Source organism: Azospirillum sp. TSO35-2, from assembly GCF_003116095.1.
Lineage (GTDB): Bacteria > Pseudomonadota > Alphaproteobacteria > Azospirillales > Azospirillaceae > Azospirillum.
This window is the reverse complement of record NZ_LGRA01000018.1, coordinates 198998-216154: the sequence shown is the minus strand read 5'-3', so window position 1 is coordinate 216154 and position 17157 is coordinate 198998. Positions and strand designations below refer to the sequence as shown.

At 71.3% G+C, this 17157-nt stretch carries 11 protein-coding genes and 1 CRISPR repeat array; of the genes, 2 read left to right on the top strand and 9 right to left on the bottom strand.

Annotated features, from left to right (window positions below; all coding sequences use genetic code 11):
• Positions 1-8: 8 nt before the first annotated feature.
• Entirely contained in the window at positions 9-776 is a 768-nt protein-coding gene (locus TSO352_RS11950; protein WP_109107567.1) for a 3-oxoacyl-ACP reductase, read from the top strand.
• Between the two features lie 68 nt (positions 777-844).
• On the opposite strand, the gene TSO352_RS11945 is transcribed toward TSO352_RS11950, so the two are convergent.
• From TSO352_RS11945 to TSO352_RS11915, 7 genes are all read right to left on the bottom strand, one after another.
• The gene (locus TSO352_RS11945; RefSeq protein ID WP_109107566.1) at positions 845-2146 is read right to left on the bottom strand and encodes a TRAP transporter large permease subunit; all 1302 of its coding nucleotides are present in this window, start codon (positions 2144-2146) and stop codon (positions 845-847) included.
• 2 nt (positions 2147-2148) lie between these two features.
• Positions 2149-2658 (bottom strand): TRAP transporter small permease, encoded by a 510-nt coding sequence (locus TSO352_RS11940; protein ID WP_109107565.1) that lies wholly within the window; start codon positions 2656-2658, stop codon positions 2149-2151.
• Positions 2659-2772: 114 nt separating this feature from the next.
• Entirely contained in the window at positions 2773-3783 is a 1011-nt protein-coding gene (locus tag TSO352_RS11935) for a TRAP transporter substrate-binding protein (protein ID WP_109107564.1), read from the bottom strand.
• Between the two features lie 375 nt (positions 3784-4158).
• Positions 4159-5080: a CRISPR direct-repeat array (repeat unit 37 nt; unit sequence GCTTCAATGAGGCCTGGGCGTTTCAGCCCAGGAAGAC).
• A 333-nt stretch (positions 5081-5413) separates the two neighbouring features.
• The gene (csb2, locus tag TSO352_RS11930) at positions 5414-7108 is read right to left on the bottom strand and encodes a type I-U CRISPR-associated protein Csb2 (protein WP_109107563.1); all 1695 of its coding nucleotides are present in this window, start codon (positions 7106-7108) and stop codon (positions 5414-5416) included.
• Positions 7109-7115: 7 nt separating this feature from the next.
• Positions 7116-8075 (bottom strand): type I-U CRISPR-associated RAMP protein Csb1/Cas7u, encoded by a 960-nt coding sequence (gene cas7u / locus TSO352_RS11925; protein ID WP_109107562.1) that lies wholly within the window; start codon positions 8073-8075, stop codon positions 7116-7118.
• The gene (gene csx17 / locus TSO352_RS11920) at positions 8065-10410 is read right to left on the bottom strand and encodes a type I-U CRISPR-associated protein Csx17 (protein WP_109107561.1); all 2346 of its coding nucleotides are present in this window, start codon (positions 10408-10410) and stop codon (positions 8065-8067) included. Before csx17 ends, cas7u begins: the two co-directional genes overlap by 11 nt.
• A complete protein-coding gene (locus tag TSO352_RS11915) occupies positions 10397-12958 on the bottom strand; it encodes a CRISPR-associated endonuclease Cas3'' (protein ID WP_199231573.1) in 2562 nt (853 codons plus the stop codon). Before TSO352_RS11915 ends, csx17 begins: the two co-directional genes overlap by 14 nt.
• Positions 12959-13253: 295 nt before the next feature.
• On the opposite strand from TSO352_RS11915, the gene TSO352_RS11910 reads away from it, so the two are divergent.
• The gene (locus TSO352_RS11910) at positions 13254-13949 is read left to right on the top strand and encodes a hypothetical protein (RefSeq protein ID WP_247872053.1); all 696 of its coding nucleotides are present in this window, start codon (positions 13254-13256) and stop codon (positions 13947-13949) included.
• Between the two features lie 57 nt (positions 13950-14006).
• Here TSO352_RS11910 and TSO352_RS11905 read toward each other — a convergent pair whose 3' ends face one another.
• Together TSO352_RS11905 and TSO352_RS11900 are read right to left on the bottom strand one after the other, a co-directional pair.
• Positions 14007-14549 carry an HD domain-containing protein gene (locus tag TSO352_RS11905; RefSeq protein ID WP_109107560.1) on the bottom strand — a complete coding sequence of 181 codons (543 nt, stop codon included), beginning with the start codon at positions 14547-14549 and terminating at the stop codon, positions 14007-14009.
• 654 nt (positions 14550-15203) lie between these two features.
• Positions 15204-16820 carry an SLC13 family permease gene (locus tag TSO352_RS11900; RefSeq protein WP_158284572.1) on the bottom strand — a complete coding sequence of 539 codons (1617 nt, stop codon included), beginning with the start codon at positions 16818-16820 and terminating at the stop codon, positions 15204-15206.
• Positions 16821-17157: the final 337 nt, after the last annotated feature.

The following is a 17157-nucleotide window of genomic DNA, read 5'->3' as shown; positions in this document are numbered from 1 at the left end:
GCGACGCGATGGATTTCCAGGGCAGGACGGTCCTCGTCACCGGCTCCAGCCGCGGCATCGGCGCCGCCATCGCCCGCGCCTTTGCGGCCGAAGGGGCGATGGTCGTCGTCAACTACCTCCGCAACGAGGACGCGGCGGCGCGGGTGGTCGCCGACTGCAAGGCGCTGGGCGGCGACGCGCTGGCCTGCCGCGCCGACGTCACCGACGCCGCGGCGGTCGCGGCGATGGTGGAGCGCGCGGTGGCCGAGTTCGGCAGCCTCGACGTCGCGGTCAACAACGCCTTCGCCCCCTATGTCTTCGACCCCGACCGCCGGCGGATGTTCTGGGACACGCCCTGGTCGGACTACCAGACCCAGGTCGACGGCGCCTTGAAGGGGACCTACACCGTCTGCCAGGCGGTGCTGCCGGTGATGAAGCGCCGGGCCGGCGGCAGCATCGTCAACCTGACGACCGACCTCGTGGCGCGGCCGACGGTGCCCTACCACGACTACACCACCGCCAAGGCGGCGCTGACCGGCTTCAGCCGCACCCTGGCGGCGGAGCTGGGACCGTTCGGCATCCGCGTCAACTGCGTGGCGCCGGGGCTGGTCTACCCGACCGACGCCAGCCGGACGACGCCGGAAGCGGTCAAGGACCAGATCGCCGCCCAGACCCCGCTGCGCCGCATCGCCACGCCGGAGGACATCGCCGGCCCGGTGCTGTTCCTGGCCTCGGACTGGAGCCGATTCATGACCGGCCAGACGCTGACGGTGGACGGCGGCCTCGTCATGGCGTGAAGGAACATGGCGTGAAGGGGCACGGCGGCGGCCGGTCACCGCGTCCCTTTACGACGCCGCCGCGCTCCTTACCCCATCATCAGGGAGGGGAGCCACGACACCATCCCCGGAAAGACCCACAGCAGGGCCACCATCACCACCATCAGCGCGAAGAAGGGCAGGCTCGCCTTGCCGATGGTGAAGATGTCGCGGCCGGTCATCGCCTGCAGGACGAACAGGTTGAAGCCGACCGGCGGCGTGATCTGCGCCATCTCCACCACGATGATGATGTAGATGCCGAACCACAGCAGGTCGATCCCCGCCTTCTGCACCATCGGCAGGATGACCGAGGTGGTCAGCACCACCATCGAGATGCCGTCGAGGAAGCAGCCCATGACGATGAAGAACAGCGTCAGCGCCACCATCAGCTGCTCCGGCGACAGCTGGAGGGCGATGATCCATTCCGCCAGCAGGCGGGGGATGCCGGTGTAGCCCATGGCGACGGTCAGGAAGGCCGCGCCGGCCAGGATGAAGCCGATCATGCAGGAGGTGTGGGCGGCGCCGAACAGGCTGTCGCGGAAGGTCCCCCAGTTCAGCGTCCCGGTCACCAGCGCCAGCACCAGCGAGCCGAGCACGCCGATGCCCGCCGCCTCGGTCGGGGTGGCGATGCCGACATAGATCGACCCCAGCACCGCGACGATCAGCAGCACCACCGGGATCAGCGATCCGGTGTCGCGCAGCTTCTCGGCGAGGCTCTGCCGTCCGTCCAGCGGCGGCACCCGGCCGGGGTTCAGCAGCGACCAGCCGCCGACATACAGCATGAACAGGCCGGTCAGGACGATGCCGGGAATGACACCGGCGATGAACAGCCGGGCGATCGACACGTCGGCGGCGACGCCGTAGACGATCATGATGATCGACGGCGGGATCAGCAGCCCCAGCGTGCCGGCGCCGGCCAGCGAGCCGAGGATCAGCATCGGGTCGTAGCCGCGCCGGGTCAGCTCCGGAATGGTCATGCGGCCGATGGTGGCGGCGGTCGCCGCCGAGGAGCCCGACACCGCGGCGAAGATCGAGCAGCCGATGATGTTGACGTGCATCAGCCGGCCGGGCAGCCAGCCGGTCCAGGGCGCCAGCCCCTTGAACATGTCGGACGAGATGCGGGTGCGGAACAGGATCTCGCCCATCCAGATGAACAGCGGCAGTGCCGTCAGCGTCCAGGAGGTGCTGGCGCCCCAGATGTTGGTCGCCATCACCATGCCGATCGGCCGGGCGGTGAACAGCGCCATGGCGACGAAGCCGACGCCGGCCAGCGCCAGCGCCACCCAGACGCCGGCCCCCAGCATCAGCAGCATCGTCACCACGACGACGACGGAGGCGGTTGTCTCGTCCATGGTCAGCCCTCGCTCTGCATCTGGGCGTTCTGGTAGGAGGCGGGGCGGCCCTGCAGCACCGCCAGCAGGTCGTCGACCAGCGCCACCACCAGCACGACCAGCCCGGCGGCCATCGTCGCCTGCGGCATCCACAGCGGGATCGGCAGCACCCCCTGGCTGAGATCGCCGAACTCGTAGGAATCGCTGGTCATGCGCAGCCAGTACCAGGCGAAATAGCCGCTGAGCGCGGTGGCGAAGGCCAGGCACAGCAGCTCCATGGCGCGGCGGGCGCCGCCGCGCAGCCGCTCCACCAGCACGCCGACGCGGATGTGCGCGCCGCGGCGCAGCGCCGGCCCCAGCATCAGGAAGAAGGACGCGGCCATGCAGTAGCCGGCCAGCTCGTCGGCGCCCGGCACCATGCGGCCGAACAGGCGGGAGGCCACCTGGGTGACGATCAGGACGGCGATGAGGGCCAGCGCAACGGCCCCCAGGATCTCGGCGGCACGATAAAGGATGGACAATGCGGTGCGCATGGCGCGACCACCTCCCGCGATCGGTCGTGGTGGAAAGGGCGTGGTGGAGAGGGGCCGCCGGTCCGTCCGCGCCCCCCGCCGATGCGGGGAGGCGCGGTGCCGGATGAGGGCCGCCTACTTGCGATAGGCCGCGACGATGGCCTCGCCGTCGGCGCCGGCGGCCTTGGTCCACTCGTCGGTCATGGTCTTGCCGATGGCGGCGAAGCCGCTTTTCAGCGTGTCCGACGGCGGCAGGACCTTCATGCCGTTGTCGGCCATCGTCTTGTTCAGGTCGGCGGTCTTCTTCTCCCACTCGGCCCAGCCGGCGGCCTCGGCCTTGGCCGCGGCGTCCTGCACCGCCTTCTGGGTGGCGGCGTCCAGCCCCTTCCAGACGTCGGCGCCGATGAAGACCATGTTGCGCGGCAGCCAGGCCTGGACGTCGTAATAGACCTTCACGAAGTCCCAGGCCTTGGTGTCGACGCCGGTCGCGGCCGAGGTGATCATCGCGGTGACGATGCCGGTGCCGAAGGCCTGCGCCACCTCGGCGGCCTCGATCTTGACCGGGACGGCGCCGGTCAGCTCGGCGATGCGGGTGGTGGCCGGGTTGTAGGCGCGGAACTTCTGCCCCTTCAGCCCGTCGACCGAGGCGATCTCGTCCTTCACATACAGGCCCTGCGGCGGCCACGGGATCGAGTAGAGCAGCTTGAGGCGCTGGCGCTCCAGCTTCTTCTCAAGGTAAGGCTTCGACACCTCGTAGAGCTTTTTGGCCGACGCGAAGTCGGTGGCCAGGAACGGCACCGAATCGAGGCCGTAGAGCGGGTCCTCGTTGGCCCAGGAGCTGATCAGGACCTCGCCGAGCTGGGCCTGGCCCGACTGCACCGCCCGCTTGATCTCCGGATGCCGGACCAGCGAGCCGTTGGAATGGACGGTGATCTTGATCTTGCCGCCGGTGGCCGCCTTCACGTCCTCGGCGAACTGGCGCACCGTGATGGTGTGCAGGTTCGTGTCCGGGTAGGGCGTCGGCATGTCCCAGTTTTCCGCGAGCGCGGCGACCGGCACGGCCGCCAGGCCGAGACCGAAGGCGCCGGCGAAGAGCGGGGCGATCATCCGGGCAGCGAGACGCGATCGCAGGGTGGTGGCGGTCATGGTATCGGAAGCTCCCTGTTTGTTGGCCGGAACGGCGGTCTCTGGCGGACGGCGGGGGCGAAAGGCGGACGTCGGCCCGGCGGCGGAGCGTGCCGGCATCCCGCGGCTGGCGATGCCAGAGGACCGCATCGGGACGATGACCTCCATGACCCTGTCCATTCGATATCCAAGGGTCCACCGATCCGGCCGCCCCGTCAAACCCCTCGTCTCACGACCGCGAAAAATCAGCGATATCAGTCCACTCCCACCCGCTTTCCCGCCTCCGCGCCCCAGGAAACGAAGCCGGACGGTTGTGGCGGAAAAGGGAAGGACCCGCAGAGATGTAAAACCGCCCCGCAGGGCGCGCCACGGATTCGGGCGTCAACCGGACGCCGGACTTGACCGAGGCCTGGGCGTTCCGGTCCAGGAAGGCCCAGCGCCACTACGGCCATCACGCCTCCGAGAATCTGCTTCAATGAGGCCTGGGCGTTTCAGCCCAGGAAGACGCCCCTCGTTGACCAGCCACTCGGCCGCGGCCTCAGCGCTTCAATGAGGCCTGGGCGTTTCAGCCCAGGAAGACTGATCGAGAAGGCGCAGCGTCCGGAGACGGCGCAGCTGCTTCAATGAGGCCTGGGCGTTTCAGCCCAGGAAGACGGGCTCCATCTGCCACGACGAGCGCCCGAGCACCTATGCTTCAATGAGGCCTGGGCGTTTCAGCCCAGGAAGACGTTCCTCAAGGGAACGCTGCGGAATGCTGCCAAGCGGCTTCAATGAGGCCTGGGCGTTTCAGCCCAGGAAGACCCCCCGGCGTTACGGCGTGACAGGCCCCCGCGCCCCCGCTTCAATGAGGCCTGGGCGTTTCAGCCCAGGAAGACTCGCCAGCATCGGAGGATGCCATGGGCGATGTTCACGCTTCAATGAGGCCTGGGCGTTTCAGCCCAGGAAGACCTGACGCCGCGGGCGGTCGATCGCCGGATGAAGTCGCTGCTTCAATGAGGCCTGGGCGTTTCAGCCCAGGAAGACGACCTCCTTGCCGATCACCGTGCGCAGCGTGGAGTAGCTTCAATGAGGCCTGGGCGTTTCAGCCCAGGAAGACGTTTCACGCGTCCGACGTTGGCGCTCCCCACCAGCGTGCTTCAATGAGGCCTGGGCGTTTCAGCCCAGGAAGACAGTCCTTCAGGCCGTCCATCGCCTCTTCGCGGATGCTGCTTCAATGAGGCCTGGGCGTTTCAGCCCAGGAAGACGGCGCATCGTCGGAGAGACGGAACCTTTCGCCGAAGGGCTTCAATGAGGCCTGGGCGTTTCAGCCCAGGAAGACAGGCCCTCTCTACCTTTTTGTTCCACCTTCGAACATCGGCCCGGATTCGAGCGGTCCGCGGCCGCGGTGCCTGAATCGGGATTCACGGTGTCGTTTCGTTCTGCACCATGTCCAGGAACCCTTTGGAATCAACGGTCCGCCTCGTGCGAGCGGGTCCCGGGAATCCGCGTGTGCCGGACCGCTCGCGCGGCAGACGGCAGGGGCAGTCTACACGCACCGCGCGCATCGCGCCACCGCGGCCTCGCGCCGGAGGGCTTTGCTGTGGATCGGTCCGTGCGCCGTCCCGACGCTCTCCCGGTCGATGGTCCGTCATCGACCGGGTGGCGCTTGCGGTCACGCCGCGGTGGGGGTGAACAGGCCCAGGCCGAAGTGGCAGGCGTAGCCGAGGGCCAGGGGGCCGGACCATTCCTCCGGCAGGGTGATGTGGAGGAAGCAGCCGGTCGCGTCGGGTTGAGGTTCGGCGCGGTGGGCGCGGGAGCGGTGGAAGTGCAGGGGAAGCAGGCTGCGCCCGCCGATGACGATCGACCGCGTCTCGGTCACCGTCACCTCGTCGGCGCGGTCGGCCGGAACGATGCCGCGCCGCACCAGCAGGCGCCGCACCTCCGCCTGATACCCGCCGCGCTTCAGGTGCCCGGCGGCCAGGAAGGGGGTGGCGCTGACCCAGTGCCGGCTTGTGCCGAGGAAGGGTGCATCGGCCTCGAAGTCCCCGGCGGCGCCGAAGCCCTCCAGCGCCAGCCGCCATTCCTGGCGCGCCTCGGGCGAGCCGTCGTCGTCCGGCTGCCGCCGCTGGTCGCGGACCCAGAGCCGGACGACGCCGTCCAGCGCGGCACGGGCCGGCGCGTCGAACCCCATGGCGGCGCAGACCACGACATGGTCGATGAAGCCGTCGCCGTCGGCGTCCTGCGGCAGCCAGAAGGCGTGGCCGTGCGCCGGGTCCTGGACCAGCCGCTGGCCGTCGGCGTCCTTGCCGGCGAAGACCGCGGGCGCGCGGGGCCGCTTCCGCCCGGATGCCGGATCGACGTCCCAGGGAAAGCGCGCCAGCGTGGCGAGCCGCATCAGCTCGCCGATCTTCACCGCATCCTCGATGCGCGGCCGCGGCCGGCCGGCCAGCAGGAAGCGGGCGACGGTGGGCCGGCTTGCCGACGCCGGTTCCGCTGCCGGACCCTGGCGGGGGCGGGGCAGCGGCGACAGGGGCGCGCGGCGGTACAGCACCTCGCGACTGGCGGGCGGGCGGTTCCAGCCCTGGCGCTGCAGGTCGCCGGTGTCGAGCGCCACGGCGTCGACCAGCCGTTCCGGCAACAGGGCGGCGGTCGGGGCGGTCAGCTTGGCCATGGCCTTGTCCGTCGGCGGTTTGGGTTTGCTCCAGGACGCCAGGACCCGCGCCTCCGCCTCGGCCAGCAGGCGGGCGCGCGCTTCGGCGTAGCGGCCGGCCGGCAGCGCGGTGATCACCCGCACCGTGTCCAGCCGGCGGTCGTCCGGGCGGCGGTCGTCCAAATGGCGGCCGGGCCCGTCCGGCTCCGGTCCACCGCCGTCCGCCTCGGCCCGGCGGCAGTTGACACGCCACGGTTCCGGCTCGGTCGAGACGCGGCAGGCGGCCCAACTCTCGGCCCGGCCCAGATAGCCGATGCGCTCGGCCAGATGGCGCAGCAGGGCGAGCGCGTCGTCTTCCAGCGTCAGGTCGGGCCACAGCGCGACGATCGGGTCGGCGGCGGGAAAGCGGGCGAAGGCGTCGAACACCAGCCTGGTGTCGCCGGCTGCCGCCTGGGGCATGTAATGGCGGCTGTGGGCGTGGACGACCCGGTCCGGCAGGGCGTAGTCGGGCGGCTGTTCGGCCAGGCGGTCGATCAGGGCGGCGAGGGTCTCCTCGGTGAAGGCCTCGCGGTCGGCCTTGCGGAACCAGGTCGCGACCAGCGTGCGCAGGATGCGCCAGGGCTCCGGCGGCCAGGCCACGTCGGCCTCGTTGACGTGGCGGCCCCACGGGGTCGCGTGGTAGCGCCCGGCGGGAAAGGTGAAGACGAGCGCCAGCATCGGCGGCTCACTTCCGCCAGATGACGGTCAAGGCCGGCGGCTGGTTGAGCAGGCCCTCCTTGCCCACCGCCTGGATCAGGTTGGGCAGCGCGGCCTCCAGCTCCGCCAGCGGGGGCAGGGCGAAACCCCCGGGCAGCGTCACCCGCGGCTCCCCCGCCAGGCCGAGGTCGCAGGCGGTGCGCAGCCGCAGGCTTCCGTCCAGGAAGCGCCGGACCTTGTAGAGCGCAAGCGCGACCAGCAGCGTCTCCACCGTCGCGCCCAGGCCGAAGCCGCGGATCTGGTGAAGGTCCAGGTTGAAATAGGCGACGATGCGCCCCGCCACCCACTCGTCGCGCGCGAAGGGGACGTTGCCGAAGCCCTTGGCGGTGTCGCCGCTGGGGCTGACGCTGTCGTTCTTCACGCCGCCGCTGGTCGCCTCGCGCACGTCCCCGGCCTCGATGAAGGCCGACAGCGCGCGGGGCAGGCGCAGACGCCCGCCGGCCAGATCCTTCTTCGCCAGGAACAGGCCGTGCAGCAGCGCGCTGGTGTCGAGCTTCAGGACCACGCGCGCCAGCTTGCGCAGGTCGACCCGCCCCTGCTCCATCGCCGCGAGTTCGGCCTTCAGCAGGTCGAAGACCGTCCGGTCCTTGCCTTCCAGGATGTAGGGCGAGTTCAGCCGGTGCGCCTCCAGGACGGAGTTGGTGAGCGGGACGCCGTTCTCGTCGACCACCTTGACCAGGGGCAGCCCGCCCAGCGGCGCCTGCCAGTCGTCGGCGGCCTCGTCCCAGCAGACTTCTTCCAGGCGGTTCGCCATGCTCTGGGCGCTTTCCACCAGGATCATCTGCCCGTTGCCGTCCGGCGCCGGGTAGACGGCGTGGCCGAGGTTGGGGAAGCCGGTCGGCTGGAAACGGGTGCCCTGGAGCGGCTTCAGGTCCGCCTCGATCAGCAGGCGCGGTGCGGTCGCAAGCGGGGAGAGGTCAAGCGGCATGGTCGGCGGTCTCCGTTTCGGCGTCGGTATCGGTGTCGGCGTTGGGCGGCGGGTAGGCGCGCAGGATCGTCCGGACCAGCCCGGCCTCGTCGAGGGGGATGAGCAGGGCAGCGGCAAGGCGTTGGGGATCGACCGGGGGGCCGGCCCCGTTCACCGCCGCCTGGAAGGGCGAGGCGATGCCGGAGGCGTGGGCACGCCGCAACGCGTCGCGCACGGCCTGCGTCACCGACCCGTCGCCTGTCCGCCCCTTGGACAGCCGGGCCACCAGACCCGGCGGGATGGGCAGCGCCCGGTCCTCGGGCAGCAGGCGCACGGGGCGGTCCCCGATGATGCGGTCCTTGATGATCCGTTCCCGGTGCAGCCGGTCGGCGGGCGTGAACAACGGCTTCAGCGCGGCATAGGCCAGCGGCATCGCCGCCGGCGCCACCGCCGTCCGGGACAGCCCGCGGTGGCCGGGCCGGACCCAGACCAGCCCGGCCAGCAGGGCGGCGCAACGCGCGTCGTTGAACGACGCGCCGCCGTCGAGGAAGGCGAGCACGGCCGGCAGCGGCGCCCCGACGGCGGCGCACAGCGGGTCGGCCACCCCGGCCTCGCGCGCCGTGCGGTCGATCAGCCGGCGTTCCAGCACCGTGACGAGGTTGCGCGGCAGGTCGCCGTCGTTCCACACCGCCTCCAGCCGGCCGTTGCGGGTGCCGGGCTTGTGGCGTTTGTCGTCGTACCAAAGCGGATCGCCCGTCAGCGGCCGGGTGAGGTCGAGCGGGGCGAAGTGCGCGGCCATCGGCAGCAGCGCCGGCGCTGCGTCCGGGGCAGCGTTCGGGGTGGCGGCCGGCGCATGCCCCAGGCTGGCCAGCGCGGCCGCGACCTGGACCTCCGGCGACCCGTCATCGGCCAGCCGCAGCCAGCGGCCGGACAGGGCGGGCGGCGCCGTCAGGGACTCCCGTGCCTCGGGGGCAACGGCGAGGTAACGCGCCACCGCGCCCAGCGCGACCAGGGCGGCCTGCACCTCGTTCGGCCCGGCGTCCGGCACGGCCAGGGCGAACAGCGCGTCGTCCAGGCGCCGGGCCAGGACGCGGGCGCGGGCCCCGGTCTTGCCGCCGCGCAACCGCAGCCGCACCCGCTCCAGCCAGTGGCCACGCTCCAGCTCGGCGATCAGGTCGACGGTCTTGGGTGGAACGACCCCCACCGGGTGGCGGCCGAGCGGCGTCGCCAGATAGGCCTTGCCGGCGCGCATGACGAAGCCGTAGCGCTGGAACGCCGCGATCCCGCGCGACGCGCCGAGCGCCGCGGCGGCACGGGCGAATTCCAGCCCGTCGCGCGCGGTGCGACCGTTCAGCACGGCCCGGCCTTCCGCCAGGAAACGGCCGATCTCCGCGGCGGTGGTCGGGCGGGACCACAGCGGTGCCCAGAACTCCGCCCGCGCGTCGCCCTCGTCCTCCACCCCGATGCCGCCCCAGCCGGCGCCGGTCGTCCGCACGGTGAAGGGGAAGCTGGCCCCGGACTGGCGGGCGCTCTCGTTCCGCCGGGTCAACGCGCCGGCGAACATCAGCGTCCCTTCGATCATCAGGACGAAGTCCCAGGGGTTGAGGTTGGAGGCGCCCTCGAACCCGGCGGTGGAGTTGGGGCCACCGGCCGCCCCGGGGGCGAACTGCCCGATCGCCGCGTCGCTCAGCCCGCTGGCGGCGTCGCCGAACAGCGCCGCCGGCAGCACCTCGGCGGCGTCCGGCCGCGCCGCGCCGGTCTCGGCGTCGAACAGCCCGCGCGGCGTCCGGGCCGAGGCGAGGCGCCGCATGAAGTTGTTGGTGAAGTCCAGCCGCCCGTCGTTGCCGCCGGTGCCGAGCAGCGGCGGAAACAGCAGATCGTCGCGCGACAGGGCCAGCGCGGCGTCGATCCAGCTCAGCGCCTCGTCCGGCAACCGGCCGCGCAGCTGCAGGACGAAGGCGGTCTTGGCATCGCCCTGCGGGCGCTCTTCCAGCCCGGCCTCGGCCAGCGCCCGTTCGCAGCCGGCCATCGCGGCGCGCAGCCCGGCGAAGCGGTCCGCCGGGCTGTCCAGCAAGGGCGTGAAGCCGTCGCGGTTGTCGCCGGCGAAGAAGCCGCTGCCGCCGTTCCACGGCGCCACCACCGGGCTTGGCCGGTAGTCGTTCAGGAAGAAGGCCAGCAGCTCGTCGCGGCTCAGCCGGGTGCGGAGGTGGAAGGTTTCGTCCTGCCACCAGCCGCGGGCATCGCCGTCCGCCTGTTCGGCGACCAGACGCAGGATGCCGAGCGCCTTGAGATAGCCGGCCAGCGGCGTGGGCGCGCAGCCGGCAAGGGCGTGCGCCTGCGGTTCAGCGTTCACCATCGCGTCCTCCCTCCCGATCCGCCGCCTGCTCGTCGGCCGAGGCGCGCCAGTCGGCGATCCGCAGCAGGGACTCCAGCCAGGCGAGCCGGAACGGTCCGTGGTCGGCCAGCAGGCGCCCGGCGCGGGCGGACCAGCTCGGTTCTCCCGCCGGGGTGTCGCCCAACTCCATCAGGTCGAGGGTGAGGGCGACCGGATCGGACCGCGTGCCGTTGCCCAGATCCACCAGCGGCAGTTCGTCGCCCTCGTGGACGCCGCGCGCGAAGCGGGTGACGCCGGCCGGCGCCCTTTCGGTCGGCAGGGCGCGCAGCGACAGCCGCACCTTGCCGTGATGGGCGGCGATCAGATAGGCGGTCAGCTCCGCCCCCGCGTCGCCGCCACGCTGCTGGAGGTAGGCGAGCGCCGAGGCCAATTCGTGCCGGAAATAGGCCCGGCCCCTGGTCCGGTCGTAGGCGGCGGCCTTGGCGAGCGGCCGGCCGTCCCAGCCCGCGGGCTTGACCATCCGCTCCTGGAAGGCGGGGTGCGCCTTGCCGACATCGTGCCAGCGGGCGGCGGTGACCACCGCGGCCTGCGCCGCCGGGTCGATCGCGCCGCGTCGGTCCAGGGCGGTGCACAGGGCGTGTGCCGCCGCCGCGACATGGCCGAGATGGGTGGTCAGCGCGACCGGCCGGTTCTGGCGGCTGTCGCGATCGTCGTCGTGGCTTTCGGCGTCGTGGCTCTGGGTATCGTGGCTTTCGGCGTCGTGGCTCCCGGGGCCGTCCGGCGGCTCGACCGTCGACACGGGCACCGGCGGTGCGGTGATCTCCGGCGCGAGGCCGATGTCGGGGCGATAGCCGCCGTCCGCCGCGTCCAGCATGACCACCAGACCCGGCCAGGGCCGGCTGTTGCCGAGCGGCATCCACACCGCGTCCCGGCCGGGCTTCGCCATCGGGTCGAGCCGCCAGCCGGACCGCTCCTTCAGCAGTTCGGCGGCGCGGCGGATCGGCACGGCGCACAGCTCCTCCCGCCCGGGCAGGGGCTGGCGCGACGGCTCCAGCGCCGCGAAGTCCCGCCAGAACACCTGGAAATCGGTGTCGCGGGCGTCGCGGATGAAGGGGCTGACGTCGATGTCGAAGCCGGTCAGGTCGGGATCGGTGTCGAACAGGTCGAGCAGATCCTTGCGCCGCAGGACGTGCCGCAACGGCGGCCCGCGGTCGGGTGGCGGCAGGTTGGCCGGCGCGGCGTCGGTCAGCGACGCCAGCCGGCGGCGCGCGTCCGCCAGCTCCTCCGGCGGGTAGGGGGCGGCCAGCTCGCCCTTGGGGTCGTCCAGGTCGATCCAGCGGATCTCCGCCCCGTCCGCGCATTCGCCGTAGCGGTTGACCCGGCCGAAGCGCTGGACCAGCGACGACCAGGGCGCCAGTTCGGTGAACAGCACGGCGGAGGTGACGTCCACCCCGGCCTCGATCGCCTGGGTCGCCACCACGATGCGGCCGGCGCTGCGGTGGTCCGGGGCGCCGTTGTCCGGGGCGCCGGCCTCCGGGGTCGCCGGGCCGGTGAGGCGTGCCAGCTGGGCCTGCCGCTCGGCCGGGCGGAACCGGCTGTGGAGCAGCAGCAGCCGGTCCGCGCCGGCCGGCCCCAGCCGCTGGAGCAGAATCCGGTACACCTCCTGCGCCCGCGCCACGGTGTTCAGGATGATCAGGGTGGTGCGGCCGGGGCGATGGCTCTCCAGCACCTCGCCGGCCAGCGCCGCGGCGTAGGCGGCAACGTCCTTCCTCGTCGTCCCATCGGGCCGCGCCGCCGCCGGACCCACCCGCTTGCGCGCCTCCACCAGCAGGCGCCTCACCCGGGGTGAGGTGGCATCCTCGGGCACGTCGTCGGGCACGCGCAGGACCCGGGCCGGGGCCGGATGGTCCACCGTGGCGAGCCAGCCGGGGTCCAGGGTCGCCGACAGCCACAGCGACCGCGCCGGCCGGATGGTGCCGAGCGCATTGCGCAACCCGTGGAGTTGGGCCGAGGTGGCCAGCCCGGCGCCCATCGCCTGCACCTCGTCGAACACCCATTGGGCGTCGCTGTGCAACAGCGCGAAGTCGACCGGCCAGCGGAAACGGCTCATGCCGTACCCACGCATCAGGGCGCGGCTCAGCAGCATGTCCTGGGTGCCGATCAGGATGGCGGGGCGGTCCGGACACCGCACCCAGGGCGGCGGCGCCTTGTCGCGCTCGCCCCCGCCCATCAGGACGGCGACGCCGTCGTCGGGATGGGGCAGGGGCCGTTCCGCCGTCCCCTGGTCCTCCGCCGCGCCGAGATTGGCCAGGAAACGCCGGACCTGCGCCTCGGTCTGCTCCACCAGCGTCCGCATGGGAAGGCAGAGCACCAGCCGCAGCGGCGTCGATTGCGGCGCGTTCTGCCGCTGCCACAGCCACCCGAGCACGACCGCCGCCGTCTTGCCGAGCCCCGTCGGGGCGATCAGCACCTCCGGCCAGGGCTCCAGCGCCAACCGCCGCTGGTAGTCGTAGGGAGCCCGGAGCGGGTCCCCCATGGCGCGGGCGAAGAAGGAATCGAAGGGAATCACGGCGACGGCTCCCGCACAGCCAAAACACGCACTCAGCCCGACGGAGGCGCACTTTCAGACGCGAAGCTGCGCATCGGAGCGCGGTTTGTTGGATTTGATCTTAGTTTTTGCAATCTTCAGATTGCAACGCCGATCATGATCCTCGGCGTGGGTTGCGCATCCCGGGCCTCCGGGCGGCCGCCTGGGACGTTGCGATTGAACCCGGCGCCGGGGCTCGTCCAACGGGCTGGTCCGGGCTTGCTGGCGCAAGGGATTGGCGGCATGATGGATGGCTAGGGCCGCCGGAGTTCACACCATGCCGCTGCCACCGCCTGCAAAGCTGCAAGAGCTTGCGCGGATCTTCCGCGACAACGCGCCGCCCCTGTCGAAGCTCGAACCGTTCAGCGAGACGAAGGCGAAGCTCGCCAAATATTCCAAGATGCTGCTGATCGCCTCGGCGCAGACCGGCCTTCAGACCGGGGTGACCATGCTGTCCGGTGCGCCGACGGTGGCGGTCAGCGTCGGCATCGGCTCCATCGCCCTGTTCCCGCTGGGGGCGGCGCTGGGGCCCTGGCTGGGCGCGCTGGCCATCGGCCTGAAGGCCAACGGCATCTTCGCCCTGCACGACCTGCGCAGCAGCGCCGGCGGCAAGGGCGACAACGCCTACACCTGCACCTGCGGCCACTGCGTCACCAACCTGACCTACGTCATCGACCGCAAGGAAGCGAACACCGCGATCATGGCGCTCGGCATCTTCACCGGCGGGCTGACCATCATCGTCGACCGCCTGAACTCGATCCGCAAGAGCTTCCAGAAGAACCGGCCGAAGGAGAAGATCTGCGTCAGCATGATCGACGGCGCCCGCGGCGGCTGCCTGTGCGCCATCGCGTCGGTCATGATGCTGTGCGGCGAGTGGAAGCAGGACGAAAAGGCCGACGCCGCCCTGGCCGCCGAGGCCATCGCCGTCATCTGGTCGAGCGACGGGCACGCGCGCCTGAAAAGCAAGTGGTGAGGCCCCGCAGCGCCTGACGGCGGCGTCCCCCGCCGCCGGGCTGCGCGCCGTCCCCGCTTACGGCATCGCCTTTTCCGCCGCCGTGTGGGCGGTGGCGAACTGGTCGTTCAGGAACGCGCTGACGTCCCCGCAGATCGCGGCGACCTGCCGGGTGCCGGCGACGTAGTCGGTGCAGCGTTCCACCGACCAGGAGGCCGGACGCTCGACCGCCAGCGCGCGCAGGATGGAGATCTGCTCACCCATCTTGATGCGCTTGGCGCCGTCGCTGGCGGTGGCGAGCCGTGCGGCCTGGGCGGTCTTGCGCTCCTTGATCGGCAGCGAGCCGACGTCGGCGGGGTCGGTCACCGCCTCGACCAGGGCGGCGATGGCGCTGCCGAACTGTTCCCGGATCGTGGCGAGGGACGCGTGCCCGTCCTCGACGACGTCGTGCAGCCAAGCGGCCGCGACCTCGTCCGGCGTGCCTCCGGCCCTGGCCACCAGCTCCGCCGTTTCGCTGAGGTGCGTCACGAAGGGCGCGCGCGACGAACCCGGGCGATAGATGCCGTCATAGATCTCCGCCGCATACCGCAGGGCGGACGTCACAATGCTCGCATCGGTCATGCGATGTCTCCAGTGTTTGGCCGCCCGCAGGAAGAGCTGCGGGGGCTTCGTGCACCGGCCACCTTATGCCCAGCGCGGCGACGGCGGTTTGCAATGGATCAAATGCGACGAAGCGCCTCAGTTCAACGCACCGACTGTTCGGCCGTGCCGCCGGCACTCCGCCCGGAGCCTGGACGCCGGCCGGCGCCCCGCGCCTGCCGCCGCCGCCCGCAAGATCGGCGGCGAGGTGAACCCGGCCAATCCGACGCGGGTGGAAGGCGACGATGGCTCCGGCTAAGATCCCGGTAATTCCCTGGCCCGGCGGAATGCGCGACGATGGCGCACGGTCGGTGTTCTAGAGTGTGATCGGTTCAAGCGGAATCGCTTGAAGCGTGAATCACACGGAAAACCAAAAGCTTAGAGTCCATCAGGCGCTTCAATGAGCGCCTGATGGACTCTAAACCTGCAGGAAAGGATGCGCCATGCCGTCACGCCGCCCCGCGACCCCACCCTGGTCACCGTTCGCCCGCCCCGACGGGTCCTGCCTCGGCCGTCCGCCCGAGGAGGATCGCGAGGACCCGGTGCCCACGGCGCCCGCCGGCCCCGAGGATCCGCCCGCCGACCCGGCCGCTCCGATGAATCCGGCTTGATCCGCCCGGGGCAGGCCGCGCGCGGTCAGGACTGCAACGGCTCCCTGTCCTCCTGCGGTTCGGGCAGGCGCCGGGTGGTGGCGCGCAGAACGGCGACCAGCCCCAGCGCCGCCAGCACCATCGCGCCGACCAGATTGGTCCGGATCGCGCCGCCATAGACACAGCTGGTGAGGTACAGCGCGGCGATGCCGATGGTCAGGGCGGTCACCGGCAGGCCGAAATGCAGGAACGCGACGAACGGCATGTGGTGGCCGTCCTTTTCCAGCAGCCCGACGGTGGTGACGTTGGCGCTGGCGCCGATCAGGGTGCCGTTGCCGCCCAGGCAGGCGCCGAGCGCCAGCGCCCACCACAGCACGTTGGTGGTGAGCTGGAGGTCGGCCCCGTCCAACCCGGCCGCGGCGAACTCGGCGGAGAAGGAGCCGACCAGCACGCGCACGATGGCGACGGCGGCGATGGTGTAGGGGATGTTGTCGACCACCGCCGACACCACGGCGCTGAAGACCAGGATCAGCAGCGCCGCGGTCAGCAGCTTGGCCTGGAGCCCCAGGCCGAAACCGGCGGAGACCGCCTGCACCAGATCCTGCAGCGCCGCCGCGGCGGTCGCGATCAGGCCGGTGTGCTCGGCGGAGCTGATGGCCATGAACAGGAAGATGAAGAAGCCCAGCGTCAGCCATTCGATCCCATGCTCGAACCCATGGGTGAAGACATGCTCCGCCTTCTTGGCGCCGATCGCGGCGCGCAGGATGACGTGGCGCCCGGTCATGGTCAGCACCGCCCCGGCGAAGGCGATGACGCCGACCGGCAGATGGGTCAGGCTGTGGGTGAAGAAGCCCAGGAAGGTCAGCCCGACGACGCCCAGCGTCCAGGACAGGACCTTGACGTCCTGCAACTCCACCGCGTCGATCTCATCGGCGACGACGGTATGGGCGCCCGCCAGATCCTCGCGGTACCAGAAGGCGCTGAAGGCGCAGAGCGCGACGATCATGACGATCACCGGCACGGTCAGGAAACAGATGAAGTCCATGAAGGACAGCCCGGCGGCCACGCCGACGATGACGTTGGGCGGATCGCCGATCAGCGTCGCGGTGCCGCCGATGTTGGCCGCCATGACCATCGGCATCGCCAGCGCCCACACCGACAGCCGCAGGCTGCGCGCCGCCTTGGCGACGACCGGCGCCATGAACAGCACGGTGGTGACGTTGTCGGCGAAGGCCGACAGCACGGCCGTGGCGGCGATGACGGTGTTCGCCAGCCGCTTCGGCCGGCCGCGGGTCCAGGCCACCATGCGGGCGTTCAGCCAGTCGAACACCCGGCTTTCGATCAGGACCGAGACGATCGCCATCATGCTGCCCAGCAGGAAGATGACGTTCCAGTCGACCGACCGCACCGCGGTATCGAAATCCATGATGCGCAACGGCGTCGCCGCCGACAGCAGCAGCATGACGGCGACGACGGCGCCGGCCGCCAGCGTCTTGTGGAAGGCCTCGACGATGAGGATGGCGAACAGCGCGACCAGCAGCACCCCGACGGCGACCTGGGCGCCGCCGCTGGTCGCATACTCGACGTGACCGGCCTCCGCCAGGGTCGGGGTTGCCGGCAGCACAAGCAGCCCGGCGGTCAGGGCAGCGGAGATCTTGTTCATGGCGTGCTCGTCCCTTTTGCCCGGACGGTCGTCCAGACCCGCATGCGGAAATCCGGTGCCGGGAGAAGGGACCGGGCGGGGCGTCGGACCCCGCCCGGTTTCCCGCACCGTGGTTTCCACCGGGCAAGCATACGCGGCGGTGCGGGAGAGATCGACCGAATGCCGGCGGCGCGGGCACGCGTAATGTCGCAGGGGAGGTCTGCGGCATTCTGTCCGGAATCGGCGCGGCCCCCCACTTCGCGCTTGTGTTGACAGTTGATATACTAGTATTGCAGTTATGCAGGACGCGTCGCGCCACGGGCCGGCCGTCTGGAACGGACCCGATCCGCCTGGGGCG

Excerpts from the sequence above, each read along its gene's own strand:
- csb2 (WP_109107563.1), bottom strand. The coding sequence starts at position 7,108 with ATGCTGGCGCTCGTCTTCACCTTTCCCGCCGGGCGCTACCACGCGACC.
- TSO352_RS11905 (WP_109107560.1), bottom strand. The coding sequence starts at position 14,549 with ATGACCGATGCGAGCATTGTGACGTCCGCCCTGCGGTATGCGGCGGAG.
- TSO352_RS11910 (WP_247872053.1), top strand. The coding sequence starts at position 13,254 with ATGCCGCTGCCACCGCCTGCAAAGCTGCAAGAGCTTGCGCGGATCTTC.
- cas7u (WP_109107562.1), bottom strand. The coding sequence starts at position 8,075 with ATGCCGCTTGACCTCTCCCCGCTTGCGACCGCACCGCGCCTGCTGATC.
- TSO352_RS11900 (WP_158284572.1), bottom strand. The coding sequence starts at position 16,820 with ATGAACAAGATCTCCGCTGCCCTGACCGCCGGGCTGCTTGTGCTGCCG.
- TSO352_RS11935 (WP_109107564.1), bottom strand. The coding sequence starts at position 3,783 with ATGACCGCCACCACCCTGCGATCGCGTCTCGCTGCCCGGATGATCGCC.
- TSO352_RS11945 (WP_109107566.1), bottom strand. The coding sequence starts at position 2,146 with ATGGACGAGACAACCGCCTCCGTCGTCGTCGTGGTGACGATGCTGCTG.
- csx17 (WP_109107561.1), bottom strand. The coding sequence starts at position 10,410 with ATGGTGAACGCTGAACCGCAGGCGCACGCCCTTGCCGGCTGCGCGCCC.
- TSO352_RS11940 (WP_109107565.1), bottom strand. The coding sequence starts at position 2,658 with ATGCGCACCGCATTGTCCATCCTTTATCGTGCCGCCGAGATCCTGGGG.
- TSO352_RS11950 (WP_109107567.1), top strand. The coding sequence starts at position 9 with ATGGATTTCCAGGGCAGGACGGTCCTCGTCACCGGCTCCAGCCGCGGC.